Origin of the sequence: Roseateles terrae (genome assembly GCF_014192155.1) — a bacterium.
GTDB lineage: Bacteria > Pseudomonadota > Gammaproteobacteria > Burkholderiales > Burkholderiaceae_C > Roseateles > Roseateles terrae.
Genome location: NZ_JACHXO010000001.1, coordinates 347,602 through 365,805, shown reverse-complemented (window position 1 = coordinate 365,805; position 18,204 = coordinate 347,602). Strand labels below are relative to the sequence as shown.

Below are 18,204 nucleotides of genomic sequence, written 5' to 3'. Positions count from 1 at the left end.
TGATCGGTCGATCAGCGGTCCAGCGCTTGGCGGATGTCTCGAATGAAGGCCGCAGCCTGGTTGGCGACATTATCGCGCGTCTGGACCTCGATCAGTTGGACGAGTGCCGAACCGATCACCACCGCGTCCGACACGCGCGCAACCGCGGCCGCCGTCTGGCCGTCCCGGATGCCAAAACCCACGCCCAGCGGAATCTTCACATGGGCCCGCAGGCGCGGCATGGCGTCCGCCACCGCGCTGGTGTCCAGGTGGCCGGCCCCGGTGACGCCCTTCAGCGAGACGTAATAGACGTAACCGCTGGCCAGCTCGCCAATGCGGCGGACCCGCTCGTCGGTGGAGGTGGGCGCCAGCAGGAAGATGGGATCCAGACCGCTAGCCTTGAGGGAGGCGGCGAAAGCGTCGCTTTCCTCCGGCGGATAGTCCACCACCAGCACCCCGTCCACGCCGGCTTCCTTGGCCGCCGTGACAAAGGCCTCGGGGCCCATGCGCTCGATCGGGTTGGCATAGCCCATCAGCACCACCGGGGTGTCGGCATCCTGGGTCCGGAATTCGCGCACCATCGCCAGCACCTGGCGCAAGGTGATGCCCTTGGCCAGCGCCCGCTCGCTGGCGCGCTGGATGACCGGGCCGTCGGCCATCGGATCGGAGAAGGGAATGCCCAGCTCGATCACGTCGGCGCCAGCACGGGCCATGGCCAGCATCAGCTCCACCGTCACGTCGGCATAGGGATCGCCAGCGGTGACGTAGGGGATGAGGGCCTTGCGACCCTGAGCCTTCAGGCGCTCAAAGGTGGACTGGATGCGGCTCATTGCGCACCTCCCTGGGCACCGCCATGCGAGCCATGATGGGCGCCGTTCCCGGACAGCTCGGCGCCCCCCTTGACCGCGTGGCCGCCCATCGACGGACGGTCAAAGTAGGTCGCGCCGGAGAGGTCGGCCACGGTGCCGATGTCCTTGTCGCCGCGGCCGGAGAGGTTGATCAGCAGGTGCTGATCCGGACGCATCGTCGGCGCCAGCTTCATCGCATGGGCCAGCGCATGGCTGGACTCCAGCGCAGGGATGATGCCTTCGGTCCGGCAGAGGCGATGGAACGCCGCCAGCGCTTCCGCGTCGGTGGCCCCCACATATTCAGCACGGCCGATGTCCTTCAGGTAGGCATGCTCCGGACCCACGCCCGGATAGTCCAGGCCGGCGGAAATCGAGTGCGTCTCGATGATCTGGCCGGCCTCGTCCTGCAGCAGGTAAGTGCGGTTGCCATGCAGCACGCCCGGGGTGCCGGCGCTCAGCGTGGCAGCATGCTTGGGCGTGTCCACGCCGTGTCCGGCCGCTTCCACACCGATCAGCCGCACGCCTTCATGCGGAATGTAGGGATAGAAGATGCCGATGGCGTTGCTGCCGCCGCCGACGCAGGCAATCACCGCATCCGGCTGGCGGCCGATCATCTCCGGCATCTGGATCAGGCATTCGTCGCCAATGATGCGCTGAAAGTCCCGCACCATCATCGGATAGGGATGCGGACCCGCGACCGTGCCGATGATGTAGAAGGTGTTCTCGATGTGGGTGACCCAGTCGCGCATGGCTTCGTTGAGCGCGTCCTTGAGGGTGCGGGAACCCGACTCCACCGGCACGACGGTCGCGCCCAGCAGGTTCATGCGGTAGACATTGGGCGACTGACGCTTGACATCTTCCGCGCCCATGTACACCACGCATTCCATGCCGTAACGGGCGCAGATGGTGGCGGTGGCCACGCCGTGCTGACCGGCGCCGGTCTCGGCGATCACCCGCTTCTTGCCCATGCGGCGGGCCAGCAGTGCCTGCCCGATGGTGTTGTTCACCTTGTGGGCGCCGGTGTGGTTGAGGTCTTCCCGCTTGAGGAAGATCTGCGCACCCCCGAGCTCTTCGCTCAGCCGGCGGGCGTGATAGATGGGGCTGGGGCGGCCCACGAAATGCGCCAGCTCGTATTGGTACTCGCGGATGAATTCCGGGTCCTTGCTGTACTTTTCGTAGGCTGCGTTCAGCTCATCCAGCGCATGGATGAGGGTCTCGGCCACAAAGCGGCCGCCGTAGTAGCCGCTGGACGCCGGCGTCTGCACCGGGCCGAAGCGGCCGGCGGCATCCGGCTGGGCATACCCCTGCAACGGCGTGGTCAGGGAGACGGGCACATCGGACGTGCTGCTCAGCGCGCCCTGGGGCGCGGTGGAACGATCAAGCATGGTGGAAGACATGAGGTGTCCTCATAGAGGGCAACGCTCAATGGCCGGAAGACAGCTGCTGGTCTGCCTGGCGCACAGCGTCGCAGAATTGGCGGATCTTGTCGGTGTCCTTGAGGCCCTTGGCGACCTCGACACCGGAACTGACGTCAACGGCCCAGGGCCGTACCTTCAGCACGCCATCGATCACGTTGGCTGCACTCAACCCACCAGACAAAACGACCGGAGAGGGAACGCTTGGAGGCAGCAGTGACCAATCAAACACCTTTCCACCCCCACCATACCCGTCAACGAATGCGTCGAGCAGGACAGCCTGGGCGCTGGAGAAACGATGAGCGAAGTCTAACAAATCAAAGCCGGGTGCCATGCGGGCCGCACGCAAATAAGGGCGATTCCAGCGCATGCAGTCCTCAGGCGTCTCGTCGCCGTGAAATTGCAGCGTCATCGTCGGCAGCGCCTGCAGCGCGGCGTCGATCTCTGCGATTGCCGCGTTGACGAAGAGTCCCACCGGCGTGACGAAGGGCGGCAGGCGCCGCACCAGCTCGGCCGCGCGCGCGACGGTCACGGCGCGGGGGCTCTTGTCGTAGAACACCAGCCCGATGGCGTCCGCGCCGGCCTGAACGGCAGCATCCACATCGGCCTCACGGGTCAGGCCACAGATCTTGATTCGGGTTCGGGTCATGGGCGGCATTGTGCAGCCCTTCGGCGCCCTTCGCCGCCGCTCGGGTCCGCTCAGGGCAGCCAGTCCATCGCCGCCGTGCGTTCAGGCAGCTGCAAATGCGGGTCGTAATACGGCCCGACGAAATACAGGCCATCCGGCGAAAAGGTCGGGGCAGCCGCATCCCGCGAGCGGGCTGCCAGCACCTCATCCATCCACGACGCCGGCCGATTGCCGCTGCCGACCGCAATCAGGCAGCCCATCAGGTTGCGGATCATGTGATGAAGGAAGGCGGACGCATCAAATTCGAAGCGCCAGTAGGCCCCACGGCGCTGGATGTCGATGCGCCGCAACTGCTTGATCGGCGACGCCGCCTGGCATTCCGCCGAGCGGAAGGAGCTGAAGTCGTGCTCGCCGATCAGGCGGGCGGCTGCATCACGCATGGCATCCCCGTCCAGTGGACGGAAGGTCCAGCCGACGGCGCCCTGCTCAATGGCCGGCCGCACATTCGATTCCAGCAGCAGATAAAAGTAGCGTCGGCCGCGGGCCCAGTTGCGGGCATGGAAGTCGTCGCCGGGAAAGGCGCTCCACTGCACCGCAATGTCCGGAGGCAGGTAGCGGTTGGTGCCGCGCACCCAGGAGAAGGGTTCCCGGTCCACCGGGGTGTCGAAGTGCACCACCTGGTTGAGCCCGTGCACGCCGGTGTCGGTGCGGCCGGCACAGATGGTGCGGATGGGCTGGGCGGCAAACTGCCCCAGCGCCGCCTCCAGTGCATCCTGCACCGTGCCGCCACCGGGCTGACTCTGCCAGCCCTTGTAAGCGGTCCCGCGATAACTCACACCCAGCGCAACGCGCATCCCCTGCCCTCACAAAAACAAAAGGCGCCCGGCTGTGGCCGAGCGCCTTTGATCAAGTGTAGCCGCTGCGCTGGAGGCAGCGGCTGCCTTCAGCCTGCGATCAACGCAGCTGGTTCAGCATCGCCTGGGCACGGTCGCGCAGCGGGCCGGAGGCCTTGGCCACCAGTTCCTGCAGCACGTCGCGGGCGCCTTCGGTGTCGCCGATCTGACGGAACTCTTCCGCCAGTTCCAGCTGACGCTGCAGCGCGTCGTCATCGTTCGGGTCGATGCTGTCCAGGTCCACACCCAGGTCGTCCAGGCTCATCGTATCGGCGGCAGGCACCGGTGCGGGAGCGGGAACGTCCAGGTCAGGCAGGTCCAGCGAAGCCATGTCCAGCGTCTGGCCCGGGGCCGGGCTGGACGTGGCGGGCAGATCCAGATCGATGCCACCGAGGTCGAAGTCCAGCGACTCCGGCGCCTGGGCCGGAGCCGACTTCGGCGCCGTGCGCGGCGTGTCGGCCAGGTCACCCAGGTCGAACGAGAGTTCGTCGCGGGCGGCCGCTGCCGATGGGGCCGACGGCGGCGTGCTCAGGTCCAGATCCATGCCCAGGTCGGGCTGATTCACGGCGCTGGGCAGCGCTTGGGTCGAAGCCATGGCCGGGGCCGGAGCCGGGTTGGAACCCAGGTCCAGGTCCAGGTCCAGATCCATCAGGCTGGACGGGCCGGTGTCACGCGGCGCGGCAGCCACGGCCGCAGCAGCAGCGGCGGCAGCAGCAGCCGGCGCAGCGCGGCTGGCAGGCGGCGGCACCAGTCCGGCGGCGGGCAGCGTGCTGGCGTTCATCGGCTCGGGACGGTCCTCATCGTCGCCCAGCAGGACGGGCGCACCGCCCGGCTGGTACAGCGGATTTTCCGGATCCACCTGACGGCCCAGTTCCTGCACCTTGGCCCAGTCTTCGCCTTGACCGCGGGTCTCGGCATACAGCTGCACAGCCAGTTGCTCAAAGCCCTTGATGTCGCGACGCTTGCCGTAGACCTCCAGCAGCTTCAGGCGGATGGCCAGACGCTCGGGATTGGCGCGCAGCGCTTCCTTCAGGATTTCTTCGGCCTGCAGGTCCCGGCCATAGGCCAGGTAGACGTCGGCTTCTGCCACCGGATCCACGTCGCCGATGGCATCCAGCTGGCTCAGCGAATAGCTCATCGACGACTGGCCGCTGGCGGCGCCGTCACGGGTGTCCACGCGCTGGCCACCGCTGTGGCCGAAGAACGAGTCCGGTGCCAGGCGGCTTTCGGCGAAGGCGGTTTCACCGCGGTTGGCGGCGTCCTTCTTGGCCTTCCAGGTGCGATAACCCACACCCCCGACGATGACCAGCAGCGCGGCACCGATGGCCGGCAGATAGTCCTTCAGGGATTCCAGCAGACCCGGCTCTTCCGGCTGGGGCTGAGGCTGAGGCATCGGACGGGCCACGGGCGGTGCCGAAGCAGCGACCGGCGCGGATGCGGCATCCGCATCGGCCAGCACGCTGGAGGCTTCCGACGCGGCAGTCGGCGGGGTGTTGCCAGCCACGGTCACGGCCGGTACGGACGGCGCAGCCATCGGTGCGGGGGCCGGTGCAGGCGTCGGGGCCGGTGCGGGCGAAGCCGCAGGCGCGGTGGCGGACGCCGGCTTGGCCGCAGCGCTGAGCTTCTTCAGCTCTTCCACGTTGCGGGTCAGCTCGGCCACGCGGGCGGCGGAGTCTTTCTTCTCGGTCTCCTTGGAGACCTTGGTTTCGGCCTTGTCGGCAGCAGCACCCTTGCTCAGGGTCAGCTTGTCCGGGGTGGGGGCTGCAGCGCTCTTGCGCTCATCCACCGCGGCCTGCACCTGGCCCTTGGCCTGGCGCTCGCTGTCGGTCTGCTTCAGGGTCGGAGCGGCTTCCGCCAGACGCGACCGGTAGCTACCGAAATCGCTGCTCTGTGCCTGGATGACCTGACGGGCTTCCTGCGGGGTGATGCTGGTGAGCGAATCGCTGCCAGGCACCTGCAACACGGCACCGGACTTGAGCCGGTTCATGTTGTTGTTGATGAAGGCGTCCGGGTTGTTGCGATACAGCCCGACCAGCATCTGGTCCAGCGACACGCCCGAAGGCTGCGTCTTGGAAGCAATGCGGGAGAGCGTGTCACCCTGCTTGACCGTGTATTCGCTGGCGCCAGTCGCCGGGGCCGGTGCGGGCGCCTTGGCGGTGGCCGGGGCCGGTGCCGCAGCGCTGCCCTTCGGGCGGGCGGTCACGGCGGGAGCCGGCGGCATCGGCGCTGCCGAGGCGGCGCGGCCATTGGAACTGGCCACCGGTGCCGAGCCCGAACCCTGAGCCGAGCCGGCCGGAGCGGAGATCACCGGCGAGGTGCCGCTGTCGTTGCTGCGCGCCACGTTGCTGGTGGGCGGATCGAACAGCAGCGTGAATTCACGCGTCAGTCGACCGTTGGACCAGTTCAGCTCCAGGATGACGTCAACGAACGGCTCCTGCACCGCGCGGTCACTGGTGACCCGCAGATAAGGACGACCGTCGGCACGACGCGCCAGTTGCACCTGGGCACTGGTCAGCACGGCGTTGTAATCCAGACCGCTGGCCCGGTAGGCCTCGGGGTTCGCCACTTTCAGCTTCAGCGAAGCTGCTTCCTCGGGCGTCAGACTGGTGACGTCGATCTCGGCGCGCAGAGTCTCCCCCAGCGCCGATTGCACCGTCAGCTTGCCCAGTCCCAACCCCCAGGCCGAACCCGCTGCGAGACTCAGAGCAGTCACCGCAGCCACTTGGCTCAGGGCAAATCGCGCATAAGCGCTTGCATGTTTTTTCAAGGCGTCCCCCAAAGCAACAAAGCGGCCCCTAAAACTTGGACCGCCTGTCATGACGTATTGTTGTTGTGTGACGCGAGCGTTTGGCAATGCCCGCTCCGTTCCCGCGGTAGAAAATCACAACGGTGGCAAGCATATACGCTCCGTTGCTGAGAAAGACCCTGAATAGCATGGATGAACTGGCCATGGTTCACAGCCGGTTACCAGCTTGTCGCGTACGGGCAACGCGAAGTCTGTGACGTAGGTCCAGAGAGACCCCACAGGAAGCGGGATCGCCCCGACAGGCCCCCGGAAGAGGGCTCAGCCAGGGCGGGTTTGGTGACAGCCGGCGACCGCTGTTACCCGGTCGCCGGGGGATCCTGGCGCCGCAGGCGCATTCAACGCCAAGGATCCGTCGGGGGGCCGGTGTCGGCGCTCAGCGCTCGACCTTGAGCGTTCAGCGTGCCAGCAGGATGCGCAGCATGCGGCGCAGCGGTTCGGCCGCGCCCCACAGGAGCTGGTCGCCCACGGTGAAGGCCCCCAGGTACTCGGGGCCCATCGCCATCTTGCGCAGACGCCCCACCGGGATGGTCATGGTGCCGGTCACCGCCACCGGCGTCAGGTCACGGATGGTGGCCTCGCGGGTGTTGGGCACCACCTTCACCCATTCGTTGTCCGCGGCGATCATCTCTTCGATGTCGGCCAGCGGCACATCCTTCTTCAGCTTGAAGGTCAGCGCCTGGCTGTGGCAGCGCATCGCGCCAATGCGAACGCAGAAGCCATCGACCGGGATGGCCGCGGTGCCGAAGCCCTCGCCCTGCCCCAGGATCTTGTTGGTCTCGGCCATGCCCTTCCACTCTTCCTTGGACTGGCCGTTGCCCAGATCCTTGTCGATCCAGGGAATCAGCGAGCCACCCAGGGGAACGCCGAAGTTGGCGGTTTCGTCGGCGGAGAGGCTGCGCTGCTTCTGGATGATCTGGCGGTCGATTTCCAGGATGGCGCTCTTGGGGTCATCCAGCAGGGCGCGCACTTCGGCGTTGAGGGTGCCGTACTGGGTCAGCAGTTCACGCATGTGCTGCGCACCACCGCCGGATGCCGCCTGATAGGTCTGGGTGGACATCCACTCGACCAGCCCGGCCTTGTACAGCGCGCCCACGCCCATCAGCATGCAGCTGACGGTGCAGTTGCCGCCGATCCAGTCGCGGCCGCCCTTGGCCAGCGACTGCTCGATGACCGGCAGGTTCACCGGATCCAGCACGATGACGGCATCGCTGGACATGCGCAGCGTGGACGCTGCATCGATCCAGTGACCGCTCCAGCCGGCCGCACGCAGCTTGGGGTAGACCTCGCTGGTGTAGTCGCCGCCCTGGCAGGTGATGATGATGTCGCAGCGCTTGAGCTGTTCCAGGTCAAACGCGTTCTGCAGCTTGGTCTCGTTCTTCGCGAACGCCGGCGCGCTGCCGCCAGCGTTGGAGGTGCTGAAGAACAGCGGCTCGATCAGGTCGAAGTCCCGCTCCTGGGCCATGCGGTCCATCAGCACCGAGCCGACCATGCCGCGCCAGCCCACCAGTCCTACCAATGTCGTCATCTTGCGTTCCTTGTTGGATGTCCACAAACCCTCTGACCTCTGCCCGACTCGCTTCGCCGGGTTTGTGCAGGGGCGAGACGAACCGGAGCTGTCAGCTCTTGATGGTTTTGGTGGTTTTGGTGGTGCTGGTCGCGCCGGCTGCAGTTCCGGATTGGACCGCAGCCACCACGGCATCCCCCATCTCGCGGGTGCTCACCTTCTGGGTGCCCTCGCTCCAGATGTCCGCAGTGCGCAGACCCTGGGCCAGCACGGCTTGAACCGCCTGCTCGATACGAGCGGCGGCTTCGGGCTGGTGGAGGGAGAACTTGAGCATCATGGCAGCGGAAAGGATTGTAGCCAGCGGATTGGCGATGCCCTTGCCCGCGATGTCCGGGGCACTGCCGTGGCTGGGCTCATACAGTCCCTTGTTGTTCTTGTCCAACGAGGCGGACGGCAGCATGCCGATCGAGCCGGTCAGCATCGCCGCTTCGTCCGACAGGATGTCGCCGAACATGTTGCCGGTGACGACCACATCGAACTTCTTCGGCGCCTTCACCAGCTGCATGGCGGCGTTGTCCACGTACATGTGCTCCAGCTCCACGTCCGGATACTGGGCATGCACCTCGGTGACCACATCCTTCCAGAACTGGAAGGTCTCCAGCACATTGGCCTTGTCGACGCTGGTGACCTTGCGGTTGCGCAGGCGGGCCGCCTGGAAGGCAACGTGGGCGATGCGCTCGATCTCCGGGCGCGAGTAGCGCATGGTGTCGAAGGCCTCTTCGCTGCCGGGGAAATGGCCGTCCACCGCGGTGCGGCGGCCGCGCGGCTGGCCGAAGTAGATGTCGCCGGTCAGCTCGCGGATGATCAGGATGTCCAGCCCCGCCACCAGTTCGGGCTTGAGGCTGGAGGCATGGGTCAGTTGCTCATAGCAGATGGCCGGGCGGAAGTTGGCGAACAGCCCCAGCGCCTTGCGCAGACCCAGAATCGCCTGCTCCGGGCGCAGCGCGCGTTCGAGCTTGTCGTACTTCCAGTCACCCACCGCGCCAAACAGCACCGCATCCGCCTGCTGGGCGAGCTTGAGCGTCGCCTCAGGCAGCGGATGGCCGGCCGCCTCGTAGGCAGCGCCACCCACCGGGGCCGTCTCCATCTCCAGCGGAAGGTCCAGCACCTTCAGGACCTTGACCGCCTCGGCGATGATTTCGGTGCCAATGCCGTCACCCGGCAGAACTGCAATCTTCATGGGATCTTCCCCAGGGTTTAACGTGGAAGCTGGTGGTTCAGCCAGGGCTTGGTGGCGATGCGCTCGGCTTCGAAGGCCTTGATCTTGTCAGCGTGACGCAGGGTCAGGCCGATGTCGTCAAAACCGTTGAGCAGGCAGTATTTGCGGAAGGGCTGCACCTCGAAGGGCAGCTCTTCGCCATCGGGCTTGACCACCACCTGGCGCGGCAGGTCCACCGTCAGCTGGTAGCCCGGGAAGGCCGCGACTTCGTCGAACAGGCGGGCCACCTGATGCTCCGGCAGCACGATCGGCAGCACGCCGTTCTTGAAGGTGTTGTTGAAGAAGATGTCGGCAAAGCTCGGCGCAATCAGCGCGCGAAACCCGTATTGCTGCAGCGCCCAGGGCGCATGCTCGCGGCTGGAGCCGCAGCCGAAGTTGGCCCGGGCAATCAGGATGGAGGCCCCCTGATACCGCGGCTGATTCAGCACGAAGTCCGGATTGGGCTTGCGGCTGGCCGGATCCTGGCCCGGCTCGCCGTGGTCCAGGTAGCGCCATTCGTCGAACAGGTTGGGGCCGAAGCCGGTGCGCTTGATCGACTTGAGGAACTGCTTGGGGATGATCGCGTCGGTGTCGACGTTCTCGCGGTCCATCGGCGCCACGAGACCCTTGTGAATGGTGAACTGATCCATGTCAGGCTCCGATCTTGCGAACGTCAACAAAATGGCCTTCCATGGCCGCCGCAGCCGCCATGGCCGGGCTCACCAGATGGGTGCGCCCGCCGGCGCCCTGCCGGCCCTCGAAATTCCGGTTGCTGGTGGAGGCACAGCGCTCACCCGGCTCCAGCCGGTCGGCATTCATCGCCAGGCACATCGAGCAGCCCGGCTCCCGCCATTCAAAGCCGGCGGCCTTGAAGACCTGGTCCAGCCCTTCGGCCTCGGCCTGCGCCTTGACCAGACCCGAGCCCGGCACCACCAGCGCCAGCTTCACATTGCTGGCGATGCGCCCCCCCAGGCGGCGCACCACGGCAGCGGCCTCGCGCATGTCCTCGATGCGGCTGTTGGTGCAGGAACCGATGAACACCTTGTCGATGCGGATGTCGTTGATCGCCTTGTTCGGCTCCAGCGACATGTAGTGCAGTGCCCGCTCCATGGCGCCGCGCTTGACGGCGTCCTTTTCCTTGTCCGGATCCGGCACGCGGTCCTCGATGGACAGCACCATCTCCGGCGAAGTGCCCCAGGTGACCTGAGGGCGGATCTGCGCGGCATCCAGCGTGACGACCTTGTCGAACTGCGCGCCAGGGTCCGAATGCAGGGTGCGCCAGTACTGCACGGCCTGATCCCATTCCACGCCGGTCGGCGAGAACGGACGGCCCTTCACATACTGGATGGTGGTGTCATCCACCGCGATCAGCCCGGCGCGCGCACCGGCTTCGATCGCCATGTTGCAGACGGTCATGCGACCTTCCATGCTCAGCGCACGGATCGCAGAGCCGGCGAATTCGATGGTGTAGCCGGTGCCGCCGGCGGTGCCGATGCGGCCGATGATGGCCAGCACGATGTCCTTGGCGCCAACGCCCGGCGCCACCTGACCGTCCACCTGGATCAGCATGTTCCTAGCCTTCTTGGCCAGCAGCGTCTGCGTGGCCAGCACATGCTCGACCTCCGAGGTGCCGATGCCATGGGCCAGTGCGCCGAATGCGCCGTGGGTGGAGGTGTGGCTATCGCCGCAGACCACCGTCATGCCGGGCAGCGTGGCGCCCTGCTCCGGGCCGATCACGTGGACGATGCCCTGGCGGCGGTCACTCATCTTGAACTGGGTGATGCCGAAGCGGTCGCAGTTGGCGTCCAGCGTGTCCACCTGCAGGCGGGACACCGGATCGGCGATGCCCTCGCTGCGGTCGGTGGTCGGCACGTTGTGGTCGCTGACCGCGAGGTTGGCGGACAGCCGCCACACCTTGCGTCCCGCGATGTCCAGCCCTTCGAAGGCCTGCGGACTGGTCACTTCATGCACCAGATGGCGGTCGATGTACAGCACCGCGGTGCCGTCTTCTTCGGTGTGCACCACATGCTCATCCCAGAGCTTGTCGTAGAGGGTGCGGGAGGTCGCGTGGGGGTTAGTCATGGGCTTCTTCCATCACTGCAAGGTCACTGGGCGATCGCTGAGCGAATCACTTGGCGGGAGGCGGGCACAGCGCATCCACAAAGCGCTGCACGACGGTGGGCAGGCGCTCCTGACGGGCCACACCCAGAACATAGTCGCGGCGGGCCCAGGCTTCATCCAGATCCAGACGCCGGACGTCAAAGACCTGGGCAAAACGCCGGGCCGGGGCATCGGGCAGGACCGCCACGCCCATGCCGGCTTCCACCAGCTGGGCGATGGCATCAAAACCGCGCACCTGCAGGCGGGCCTTGAGGGTGCGGCCCCGGGCCATGGCTTCCTGGAGCATCAGCTCCTGGGCGGCGGCGCCGCTGTGCAGACCCACCAGGTCGTGGTCCAGCAGGTCGTCGAAGCTGACCGACGTGCGGTCGGCCAAGGCATGGCGATTGGGCACCAGCACCGACAGGCGCCCCTGGCGGTACGACCAGGTCTGCAGCCGGTTGTCCAGCAGCGGCGTGGTGAACACACCGACATCGGCGCGCCCTTCGGCCACGGCGGCCTGGACTTCGGCGCTGGTCTGGTCTTCCAGGCTGATGCGGATCTGGGGATGGGCCTGGGAGAACGCCGCCAGGTCGGGCGGCAGCGCTTCTGCAATGGCGCCGGCATTGGCGGCAATGCGCAGATGGCCCTTGATGCCGCGGGCAAATTCGACCACTTCGCTTTCCAGCGCATGCAGGGACGCATGCAGCGAGCGGATGTGGCGGACCAGCGCCCGGCAGGCTTCCGTCGGCTCCACGCCCCGGGCGCGGCGCTCGAAGAGCTGGACGCCCAGACGCGTTTCCAGATCGGAAATCCGCTTGCTGGCGGCGGCCAGCGCCAGGTGCTCGCGCTCGGCGCCCCGGGTGATCGACCGGGTCTGTTCGATGGCCAAAACGAGGTTGAGCGTGGTGAGATCGAGGCGCATGGTGGGCTTCTGGCTAGGTTGAACTGTAGCCTTCGCCTCAAGGGCTGGGACTACCCACATGCATGATAGTCCCTTCGCAGACAACGAAGCCTAGGGATTGCGCGCCCCATCCCCTGGCCGTGCGCCCGGCCCGTCGTCAGCGCTCGGCCAGCACCGCGTGGCCCAGCGCCTCGGCCACCTCAATGCCGTCCACCCCGGCGGACATGATGCCGCCCGCGTAACCGGCGCCCTCGCCAGCGGGATATAACCCCCGCACGTTCAGGCTCTGATAGTCCTTGCCGCGAGTGATGCGCAGCGGCGAGGAGGTGCGTGTCTCGACACCCGTGAGCACCGCATCATTCATCGAGAAGCCGCGGATCTGCCGCTCGAAGGCCGGCAGTGCCTCGCGGATGGCATCCAGCGCATACTCCGGCAGACTGCCGCGGCCCTTTTGCTGCAGATCGGTCATCGTGACGCCCGGCTTGTAGCTCGGCTCCACCGCGCCCAGCATCGTGCTGCGCTGCCGCTTGATGAAGTCGCCCACCAGCGCGGCGGGAGCGCGGTAACCGCCCTCCCCCAGCTCGAACGCACGTGACTCCCAATAGCGCTGGAAGGCCAGGCCATCCAGCGGATTGACGGTGCTGCCGTCCTTCTTGCCGTCCTGCCGGTAGTCCTCTGGGGACAGGCCCACCACGATGCCGGCATTGGCGTTGCGCTCTGCGCGGGAGTACTGGCTCATGCCGTTGGTGACCACCCGGTTCGGCTCGGAGGTCGCCGCCACCACCGTACCGCCCGGGCACATGCAGAAGCTGTAGACCGAGCGGCCGTTGGAGGCGTGATGTACCAGCTTGTAGTCCGCCGCGCCGAGAATCGGATGGCCCGCGTTCGGTCCGAAGCGGGCCTTGTCGATGATGGATTGCGGATGCTCGATGCGGTAGCCGATGGAGAACGGCTTCGCTTCCATGTAGACACCGCGTTCATGCAGCATCTGGAAGGTGTCACGCGCGCTGTGGCCCAGCGCGACCACCACATGATCGGCACGCAGTTCCTCACCGGACGCCAGCTTCACGCCCCGCACATGGCGCACGCCTTGGGCATCCGGCTCGATCAGCACGTCCGTCACCTTCTGCTGGAAGCGGATCTCCCCGCCCAGCCGCTCGATCTCGGCGCGGATCTTGATGACCATGCTCACCAGCCGGAAGGTGCCGATGTGGGGTTTGCTCACAAAGAGGATTTCCTCCGGCGCGCCGGCCTTGACGAACTCGGTCAGGACCTTGCGGGTGAGATAGCGGGGGTCGGAAATCTGGCTGTAGAGCTTGCCGTCCGAAAACGTGCCGGCGCCACCCTCGCCGAACTGCACATTCGATTCGGGGTCCAGCTCGCTCTGGCGCCACAGGCCCCAGGTGTCCTTGGTCCGTTCGCGCACCTGCTTGCCGCGTTCCAGCACGATGGGCCGCAGACCCATCTGCGCCAGGATCAGCGCCGCAAAGATGCCGCAGGGGCCAAAACCGATGACCACCGGGCGCGGGCGCTGCTCGGCGAAGAAGTCCGCCGGCGCATGGCCGACAAACTGGTAGGAGGTGTCGGGCGACGGCTTGACGTGGGCATCGCCCTGCAGGCGCTGCAGCACGGTTGCTTCGTTCTCCACCTCACAGTCGACGCTGTAGATCAGCACCATGGCGGCCTTCTTGCGCGCGTCGTAGCTGCGCTTGAAGACGGTGAAGGACTGCAGGTGGGCGTCCGGGATGCCCAGACGGGAGACGATGGCCGGGCGAAGGGCCTCTTCCGGATGGTTGAGCGGCAGGCGAAGTTCGTTGATGCGGATCATGGCGATTGATCGAGCAGAGGGGGTGTGAAGCGGGCGCCTGCAGTCTTGCAGAGCCTTTCAGAAATGAAAACAGGCCCCGCCGGAGGGCGTGGGCCTGTCAGTCGGCAGTGAGGGCGGTGAGGGGAGCCAGCGGTCCGCAGGACCGGCTCCTCTCAAGCCGACATCAATCCGGAATCAACCCGAATGAGGACGCTTGCCCGGGTTCTTCTTGCTGCGGGTATGCGAACCACGCTCCAGGCTGCTCTTCTGGCCGCGCACGGTGGTGACGGTCACGCCCTTGGGGGGCACGGGACGGGGGGTAGCGCGGCGATCGGCTTCCGTGATGATCTTGTTGCCCATGTTGGCTCCGGTAATGAATTGAACAGACACCCAACCGAAGTCACAACTCGCCAGCCGTGACGCTGACGGGACCCCTGGCCTTGCCTGGCACCCCGCCGGTCAGAACGTGCTTCGAGCAGCGTCGGAAATTCGGTGAAGCCGGCGAGTTTACATCAGCTCAGCCCCTCCTTTGGCGGCTCCCCACCACAAGGGGGGCCAGGTCAACCGCGCCGACGGTGACACGTTGTGCACCATGCGCACCTGCGGGCGACCGCGGTGTGAGGAGCAGGACTTCATCCATGCAGCACAACCGGCGCCCGCCGCCGGTACAGGGAGAGCAACAGCATGCGCGATTTGAGCGATTGGAATCAGGAGGCTTCGCAGTGGCAGCCCGGCCGGGACAGCCAGGGCAGCCAGGCCAGTCAAGCCGGTCCAGCGGTTTCGGGGCGTCGGCGTGCCAGGGGCGCCCCACTCACCCGTGGCATCGGGTCCGCCACCGCAGCGCCGCTGATGGTGAGCATGCTGACGGCGGCCGTGGCGCTGCTCACGGCTTGCGCCAATGGCGACCCCCCGCCGCAGTCCCGCCACGACGCCAAAGCGCCTCCTGAGGTGCTGCTCCCAAGCGCGCCACTCAGCCCGACACCCCTGCCCCCGCCACCCCCGCCCGAAGCGCTCATCATGCCGGCGCCGGCCATGAAGGAATTTGTCGGAGGACCGCCGACGGCCGCGCCAATGTCCGTGGCTCCGCCGGCGACCGGGACCATGAGCCGCAGCCGGCTCTTGCCGCCGTCCTACCAGCCCCAATGGCAGGCGCAACCGGACACGGCCAAGTACGAGTCCTACACCGAGAATCCGTGGCAGCGGGTGGCGGAGCAGCCGGTCTCCACCTTCAGCGCCAGCGTGGACACCGGCAGCTACGCCAATGTGCGCCGGTTCATCAACCGAGGGCAACTGCCGCCCAAGGACGCGGTGCGCGTGGAGGAACTGGTCAACTACTTCGGATTTGATGACGCCGGCCCGGCACCGGACGCCAAGGACCCCTTCAAGGTCCGCACCCAGGTCATGGCCTCGCCCTGGCATCTGGACCGCGGCCTGATCCGCATCACCGTCAAGGGCAAGGACGTGGCCAAGTCCACCTTGCCACCGGCGAACCTGGTGTTCCTGGTGGACGTCTCCGGCTCCATGGGGCCGCAGGATCGTCTGCCGCTGGTGCAATCCGGGCTGAAACTGCTGACGGCCCAGTTGCGGCCGCAGGACCGGGTGAGCCTGGTCACCTATGCCAGCGGCTCGCAGGTGGTGCTGCCACCGACGCCCGGGGACCAGAAGGAGCGGATCAACCAGGCCATTGACCAGCTGCGCGCGGGAGGCGGCACCTATGGCGAGGGCGGCATCCGCCTGGCGTATGCGCAGGCCCGGGAAGCGCTGATCAAGGACGGCATCAACCGGGTGCTGCTGGCGACCGACGGCGACCTCAACATCGGCGTGACCGACCCGCTCATCCTGAAGGCGCTGGTCGAAGAGCAGCGCAAGCTGGGCATCAGCCTGACGACGCTGGGCGTGGGCGACAGCAACTACAACGAGGCCCTGATGAAGCGCCTGGCCGATGTGGGCAACGGCAGCTATCACTACCTCGATTCATTGCAGGAAGCCCACAAGGTGCTGGTGAACGAGATGACCTCCACGCTGGCCATCATTGCCCAGGACCTGAAGCTGCAGCTTGAATTCAATCCGGCGGTGGTGCAGGAATACCGGCTGATCGGTTATGAGCTGCATGCACTCAAGCGCGAGGACTTCAACAATGACAAGGTGGATGCGGGTGACATCGGTGCCGGCCATCAGGTGACCGCGCTGTATGAGTTCATTCCCCGCGGTGCGAAGGGGACGGTCGATCCTCTGCGCTATGGCACGCAAGGCGACGAGGCGCCTGACAGCGGAAAGGGTGGCCACGGTGGCAAGGGCGGCGGAGGAAGCCCGGGCAGCAAGAGCGCAGCAGGCCAAGCGACGTCGGGCCAGGCAAAGTCGAATGAACTGGCCTGGGTGAAGCTGCGCTACAAGCAGCCCGGCGAAACCCAGAGCCGGTTGACGGAACTACCCGTCGCGCGCCCGGCGACGCTGCCGAGCGTGGCGGGTCTGGATGCCGACACCCGCTTTGCAGTGGCGGTGGCGGCCTGGGGCCAGTGGCTGCGGGGCAGTTCGCTGATTGGCGACTACGGCCCGGCACAGTTTGTTCAGCTGGCCCGTGACTCGCGCGGGGACGATCGCTATGGGCACCGGGCCGAGTTCGCTCGCCTGGCGGAGTTGTCGGCCACGCTGAAGCAATAAGACGACGCGCCCCCTCCTGGGGCCAGTGGGCGGCCGCCGTACAACGTCTTCCAGAGAGAAGGGACAGCCCGCTCACAGGGTGTCACGACCATTCCCCCAGTCGGCCGCTACCATCGCGGCCGTCAGGGGGAAACAATGACCAATTCAAAGGGCCGCATCGCCGGTCTGGACGGCGTTCGCGCGCTGTGTGTGCTGCTGGTGTTCGTGGAGCACTTTGTCCTGCACGGCTACAACCTCGGTGGCCTGGGAGTGAAGATCTTCTTCGCGCTCAGCGGATTTCTGATCGTCGGCATCCTGCATGCGCAGCGTGCGAAGGTGGACGCTGGCCGCAGCGCGCCCATGGCGGAACTCAAGAGCTTCTGGAAGAGCCGCTCCCTGCGGATCTTCCCGATCTATTACCTGGCGCTGGCGTGGGCCATGCTGATGTTCGCCTTCCGCGGCCAGAGCCTGCGCAGCGACGGGCTGCCCTACTACGCCTTGTTGCTCGGCAACATTTACGTGCAGTTCAAGTCGCATTCGTGGAGCAGCATCTCCCATTTGTGGAGCCTGTCGATCGAACAGCATTTCTACATGCTGGCCTCGCCGCTGCTGCTGTGGGTGGCGGCGTCGCAGCATCGCCGCATCACGCTGGGCCTGCTCGGGCTGGCCGTGGTGGCCGCCGTCTACGATTTCTCGCATTTCGAGCGGGTGCCGCAGCCCTATCTGCCGGACCTGCCCTTCTTCGCCTTCATGGCCTGTGGCGGGCTGGTCGCCCTGGCGCGGGCGGCGGGACGGCAGCCGATGGCGCCTGTGGGCCTGCTGGTGGTGTTCGGTGCCGGACTGGCCTTGTTCCTGGATGTGGCACTGGCGCTGACCTCCCTCACCTCGCCGGGGCCGCTGCGGGGCTTGCGGGAGCTGGGCGCGCTGATGATGTGTTTTGCCATCCTCAGCTACCTCCCGGCGGCGCAGGACGGCTGGCTGGTGCGGGCGCTGGAGATCCAGCCGCTGCGGTATCTGGGCACCATCAGCTATGGCTTCTACATCTACCACTACTTCGTGCCGGCGTTTGCCGACTACGCGGGCAGCTTCGGCTGGCTGCCTTATGCACCGGCGCTGCTGATCCTGGCGCAATTCGCCTTCACCTGTGTGGTGGCAGCCTTGTCCTGGGAACTGCTGGAGAAGCGGATCCTGAAATTCAAGGGGAGCAGTGGGGCGGCCAAGGTCGCGGCGAGCGTGGCGGTGCCGGAAGTGGTGCCCGGGTCGCCTCAGAGCCCGTCGCAAGCGGCTTCCTGAGAGCCCCAGATCTGTCCGGCATCGTCATTTCACTGACTCAAGTAGTTCAGCACCCGGAACTCGCGGGTCCGGCAGGTTCCGCCCTGCTTAAGCTCAAGCTCAAGCTCAAGCTCAAGCCCCAGCCCCAGCCCC

Annotated in this window: 14 protein-coding genes; 2 read left to right on the top strand and 12 right to left on the bottom strand. The window is 66.5% G+C overall.

Annotated features, from left to right (window positions below):
- Positions 1 to 11: 11 nt before the first annotated feature.
- The 12 genes from trpA to FHS28_RS01465 form a co-directional block, all read right to left on the bottom strand.
- Positions 12 to 809 carry a tryptophan synthase subunit alpha gene (trpA, locus tag FHS28_RS01520; RefSeq protein ID WP_088449407.1) on the bottom strand — a complete coding sequence of 266 codons (798 nt, stop codon included), beginning with the start codon at positions 807 to 809 and terminating at the stop codon, positions 12 to 14.
- The gene (gene trpB / locus FHS28_RS01515; protein WP_375140717.1) at positions 806 to 2,137 is read right to left on the bottom strand and encodes a tryptophan synthase subunit beta; all 1,332 of its coding nucleotides are present in this window, start codon (positions 2,135 to 2,137) and stop codon (positions 806 to 808) included. The genes trpA and trpB overlap by 4 nt, the downstream gene beginning before the upstream one ends.
- A 112-nt stretch (positions 2,138 to 2,249) precedes the next feature.
- Positions 2,250 to 2,891 carry a phosphoribosylanthranilate isomerase gene (locus tag FHS28_RS01510; RefSeq protein WP_088449408.1) on the bottom strand — a complete coding sequence of 214 codons (642 nt, stop codon included), beginning with the start codon at positions 2,889 to 2,891 and terminating at the stop codon, positions 2,250 to 2,252.
- 50 nt (positions 2,892 to 2,941) lie between these two features.
- Positions 2,942 to 3,724 (bottom strand): tRNA pseudouridine(38-40) synthase TruA, encoded by a 783-nt coding sequence (gene truA / locus FHS28_RS01505; RefSeq protein WP_088449409.1) that lies wholly within the window; start codon positions 3,722 to 3,724, stop codon positions 2,942 to 2,944.
- 100 nt (positions 3,725 to 3,824) lie between these two features.
- Positions 3,825 to 6,476, bottom strand: coding sequence for a motility hub landmark protein FimV (locus FHS28_RS01500; protein ID WP_310736721.1), 2,652 nt, complete (start codon positions 6,474 to 6,476; stop codon positions 3,825 to 3,827).
- A gap of 487 nt (positions 6,477 to 6,963) precedes the next feature.
- The gene (gene asd / locus FHS28_RS01495; protein WP_088449411.1) at positions 6,964 to 8,094 is read right to left on the bottom strand and encodes an aspartate-semialdehyde dehydrogenase; all 1,131 of its coding nucleotides are present in this window, start codon (positions 8,092 to 8,094) and stop codon (positions 6,964 to 6,966) included.
- Positions 8,095 to 8,185: 91 nt separating this feature from the next.
- Complete coding sequence (gene leuB / locus FHS28_RS01490) at positions 8,186 to 9,313, bottom strand: 3-isopropylmalate dehydrogenase (protein WP_088449412.1); 1,128 nt, start codon at positions 9,311 to 9,313, stop codon at positions 8,186 to 8,188.
- 17 nt (positions 9,314 to 9,330) lie between these two features.
- Positions 9,331 to 9,981, bottom strand: coding sequence for a 3-isopropylmalate dehydratase small subunit (gene leuD, locus FHS28_RS01485; protein WP_088449413.1), 651 nt, complete (start codon positions 9,979 to 9,981; stop codon positions 9,331 to 9,333).
- A gap of 1 nt (position 9,982) precedes the next feature.
- On the bottom strand, positions 9,983 to 11,413 hold the full coding sequence (gene leuC / locus FHS28_RS01480; protein ID WP_088449414.1) for a 3-isopropylmalate dehydratase large subunit: 1,431 nt from the start codon (positions 11,411 to 11,413) through the stop codon (positions 9,983 to 9,985).
- Between the two features lie 46 nt (positions 11,414 to 11,459).
- Entirely contained in the window at positions 11,460 to 12,353 is an 894-nt protein-coding gene (locus FHS28_RS01475) for a LysR family transcriptional regulator (RefSeq protein WP_088449415.1), read from the bottom strand.
- A gap of 136 nt (positions 12,354 to 12,489) precedes the next feature.
- Positions 12,490 to 14,160: an NAD(P)/FAD-dependent oxidoreductase gene (locus FHS28_RS01470; protein ID WP_088449416.1), complete on the bottom strand. Its 1,671-nt coding sequence runs from the start codon at positions 14,158 to 14,160 to the stop codon at positions 12,490 to 12,492.
- A 174-nt stretch (positions 14,161 to 14,334) separates the two neighbouring features.
- A complete protein-coding gene (locus FHS28_RS01465; RefSeq protein ID WP_170156651.1) occupies positions 14,335 to 14,499 on the bottom strand; it encodes a hypothetical protein in 165 nt (54 codons plus the stop codon).
- Positions 14,500 to 14,988: 489 nt separating this feature from the next.
- Here FHS28_RS01465 and FHS28_RS01460 point away from each other — a divergent pair, with 489 nt between their 5' ends.
- Both FHS28_RS01460 and FHS28_RS01455 read left to right on the top strand, forming a co-directional pair.
- Positions 14,989 to 16,800: a vWA domain-containing protein gene (locus tag FHS28_RS01460; RefSeq protein WP_221193658.1), complete on the top strand. Its 1,812-nt coding sequence runs from the start codon at positions 14,989 to 14,991 to the stop codon at positions 16,798 to 16,800.
- A 135-nt stretch (positions 16,801 to 16,935) separates the two neighbouring features.
- Positions 16,936 to 18,072 (top strand): acyltransferase family protein, encoded by a 1,137-nt coding sequence (locus tag FHS28_RS01455; RefSeq protein WP_088449417.1) that lies wholly within the window; start codon positions 16,936 to 16,938, stop codon positions 18,070 to 18,072.
- Positions 18,073 to 18,204 lie beyond the last annotated feature (132 nt).

Excerpts from the sequence above, each read along its gene's own strand:
- trpA (WP_088449407.1), bottom strand. The coding sequence starts at position 809 with ATGAGCCGCATCCAGTCCACCTTTGAGCGCCTGAAGGCTCAGGGTCGC.
- FHS28_RS01510 (WP_088449408.1), bottom strand. The coding sequence starts at position 2,891 with ATGACCCGAACCCGAATCAAGATCTGTGGCCTGACCCGTGAGGCCGAT.
- truA (WP_088449409.1), bottom strand. The coding sequence starts at position 3,724 with ATGCGCGTTGCGCTGGGTGTGAGTTATCGCGGGACCGCTTACAAGGGC.
- asd (WP_088449411.1), bottom strand. The coding sequence starts at position 8,094 with ATGACGACATTGGTAGGACTGGTGGGCTGGCGCGGCATGGTCGGCTCG.
- leuB (WP_088449412.1), bottom strand. The coding sequence starts at position 9,313 with ATGAAGATTGCAGTTCTGCCGGGTGACGGCATTGGCACCGAAATCATC.
- leuD (WP_088449413.1), bottom strand. The coding sequence starts at position 9,981 with ATGGATCAGTTCACCATTCACAAGGGTCTCGTGGCGCCGATGGACCGC.
- leuC (WP_088449414.1), bottom strand. The coding sequence starts at position 11,413 with ATGACTAACCCCCACGCGACCTCCCGCACCCTCTACGACAAGCTCTGG.
- FHS28_RS01475 (WP_088449415.1), bottom strand. The coding sequence starts at position 12,353 with ATGCGCCTCGATCTCACCACGCTCAACCTCGTTTTGGCCATCGAACAG.
- FHS28_RS01470 (WP_088449416.1), bottom strand. The coding sequence starts at position 14,160 with ATGATCCGCATCAACGAACTTCGCCTGCCGCTCAACCATCCGGAAGAG.
- FHS28_RS01465 (WP_170156651.1), bottom strand. The coding sequence starts at position 14,499 with ATGGGCAACAAGATCATCACGGAAGCCGATCGCCGCGCTACCCCCCGT.
- FHS28_RS01460 (WP_221193658.1), top strand. The coding sequence starts at position 14,989 with ATGGTGAGCATGCTGACGGCGGCCGTGGCGCTGCTCACGGCTTGCGCC.
- FHS28_RS01455 (WP_088449417.1), top strand. The coding sequence starts at position 16,936 with ATGACCAATTCAAAGGGCCGCATCGCCGGTCTGGACGGCGTTCGCGCG.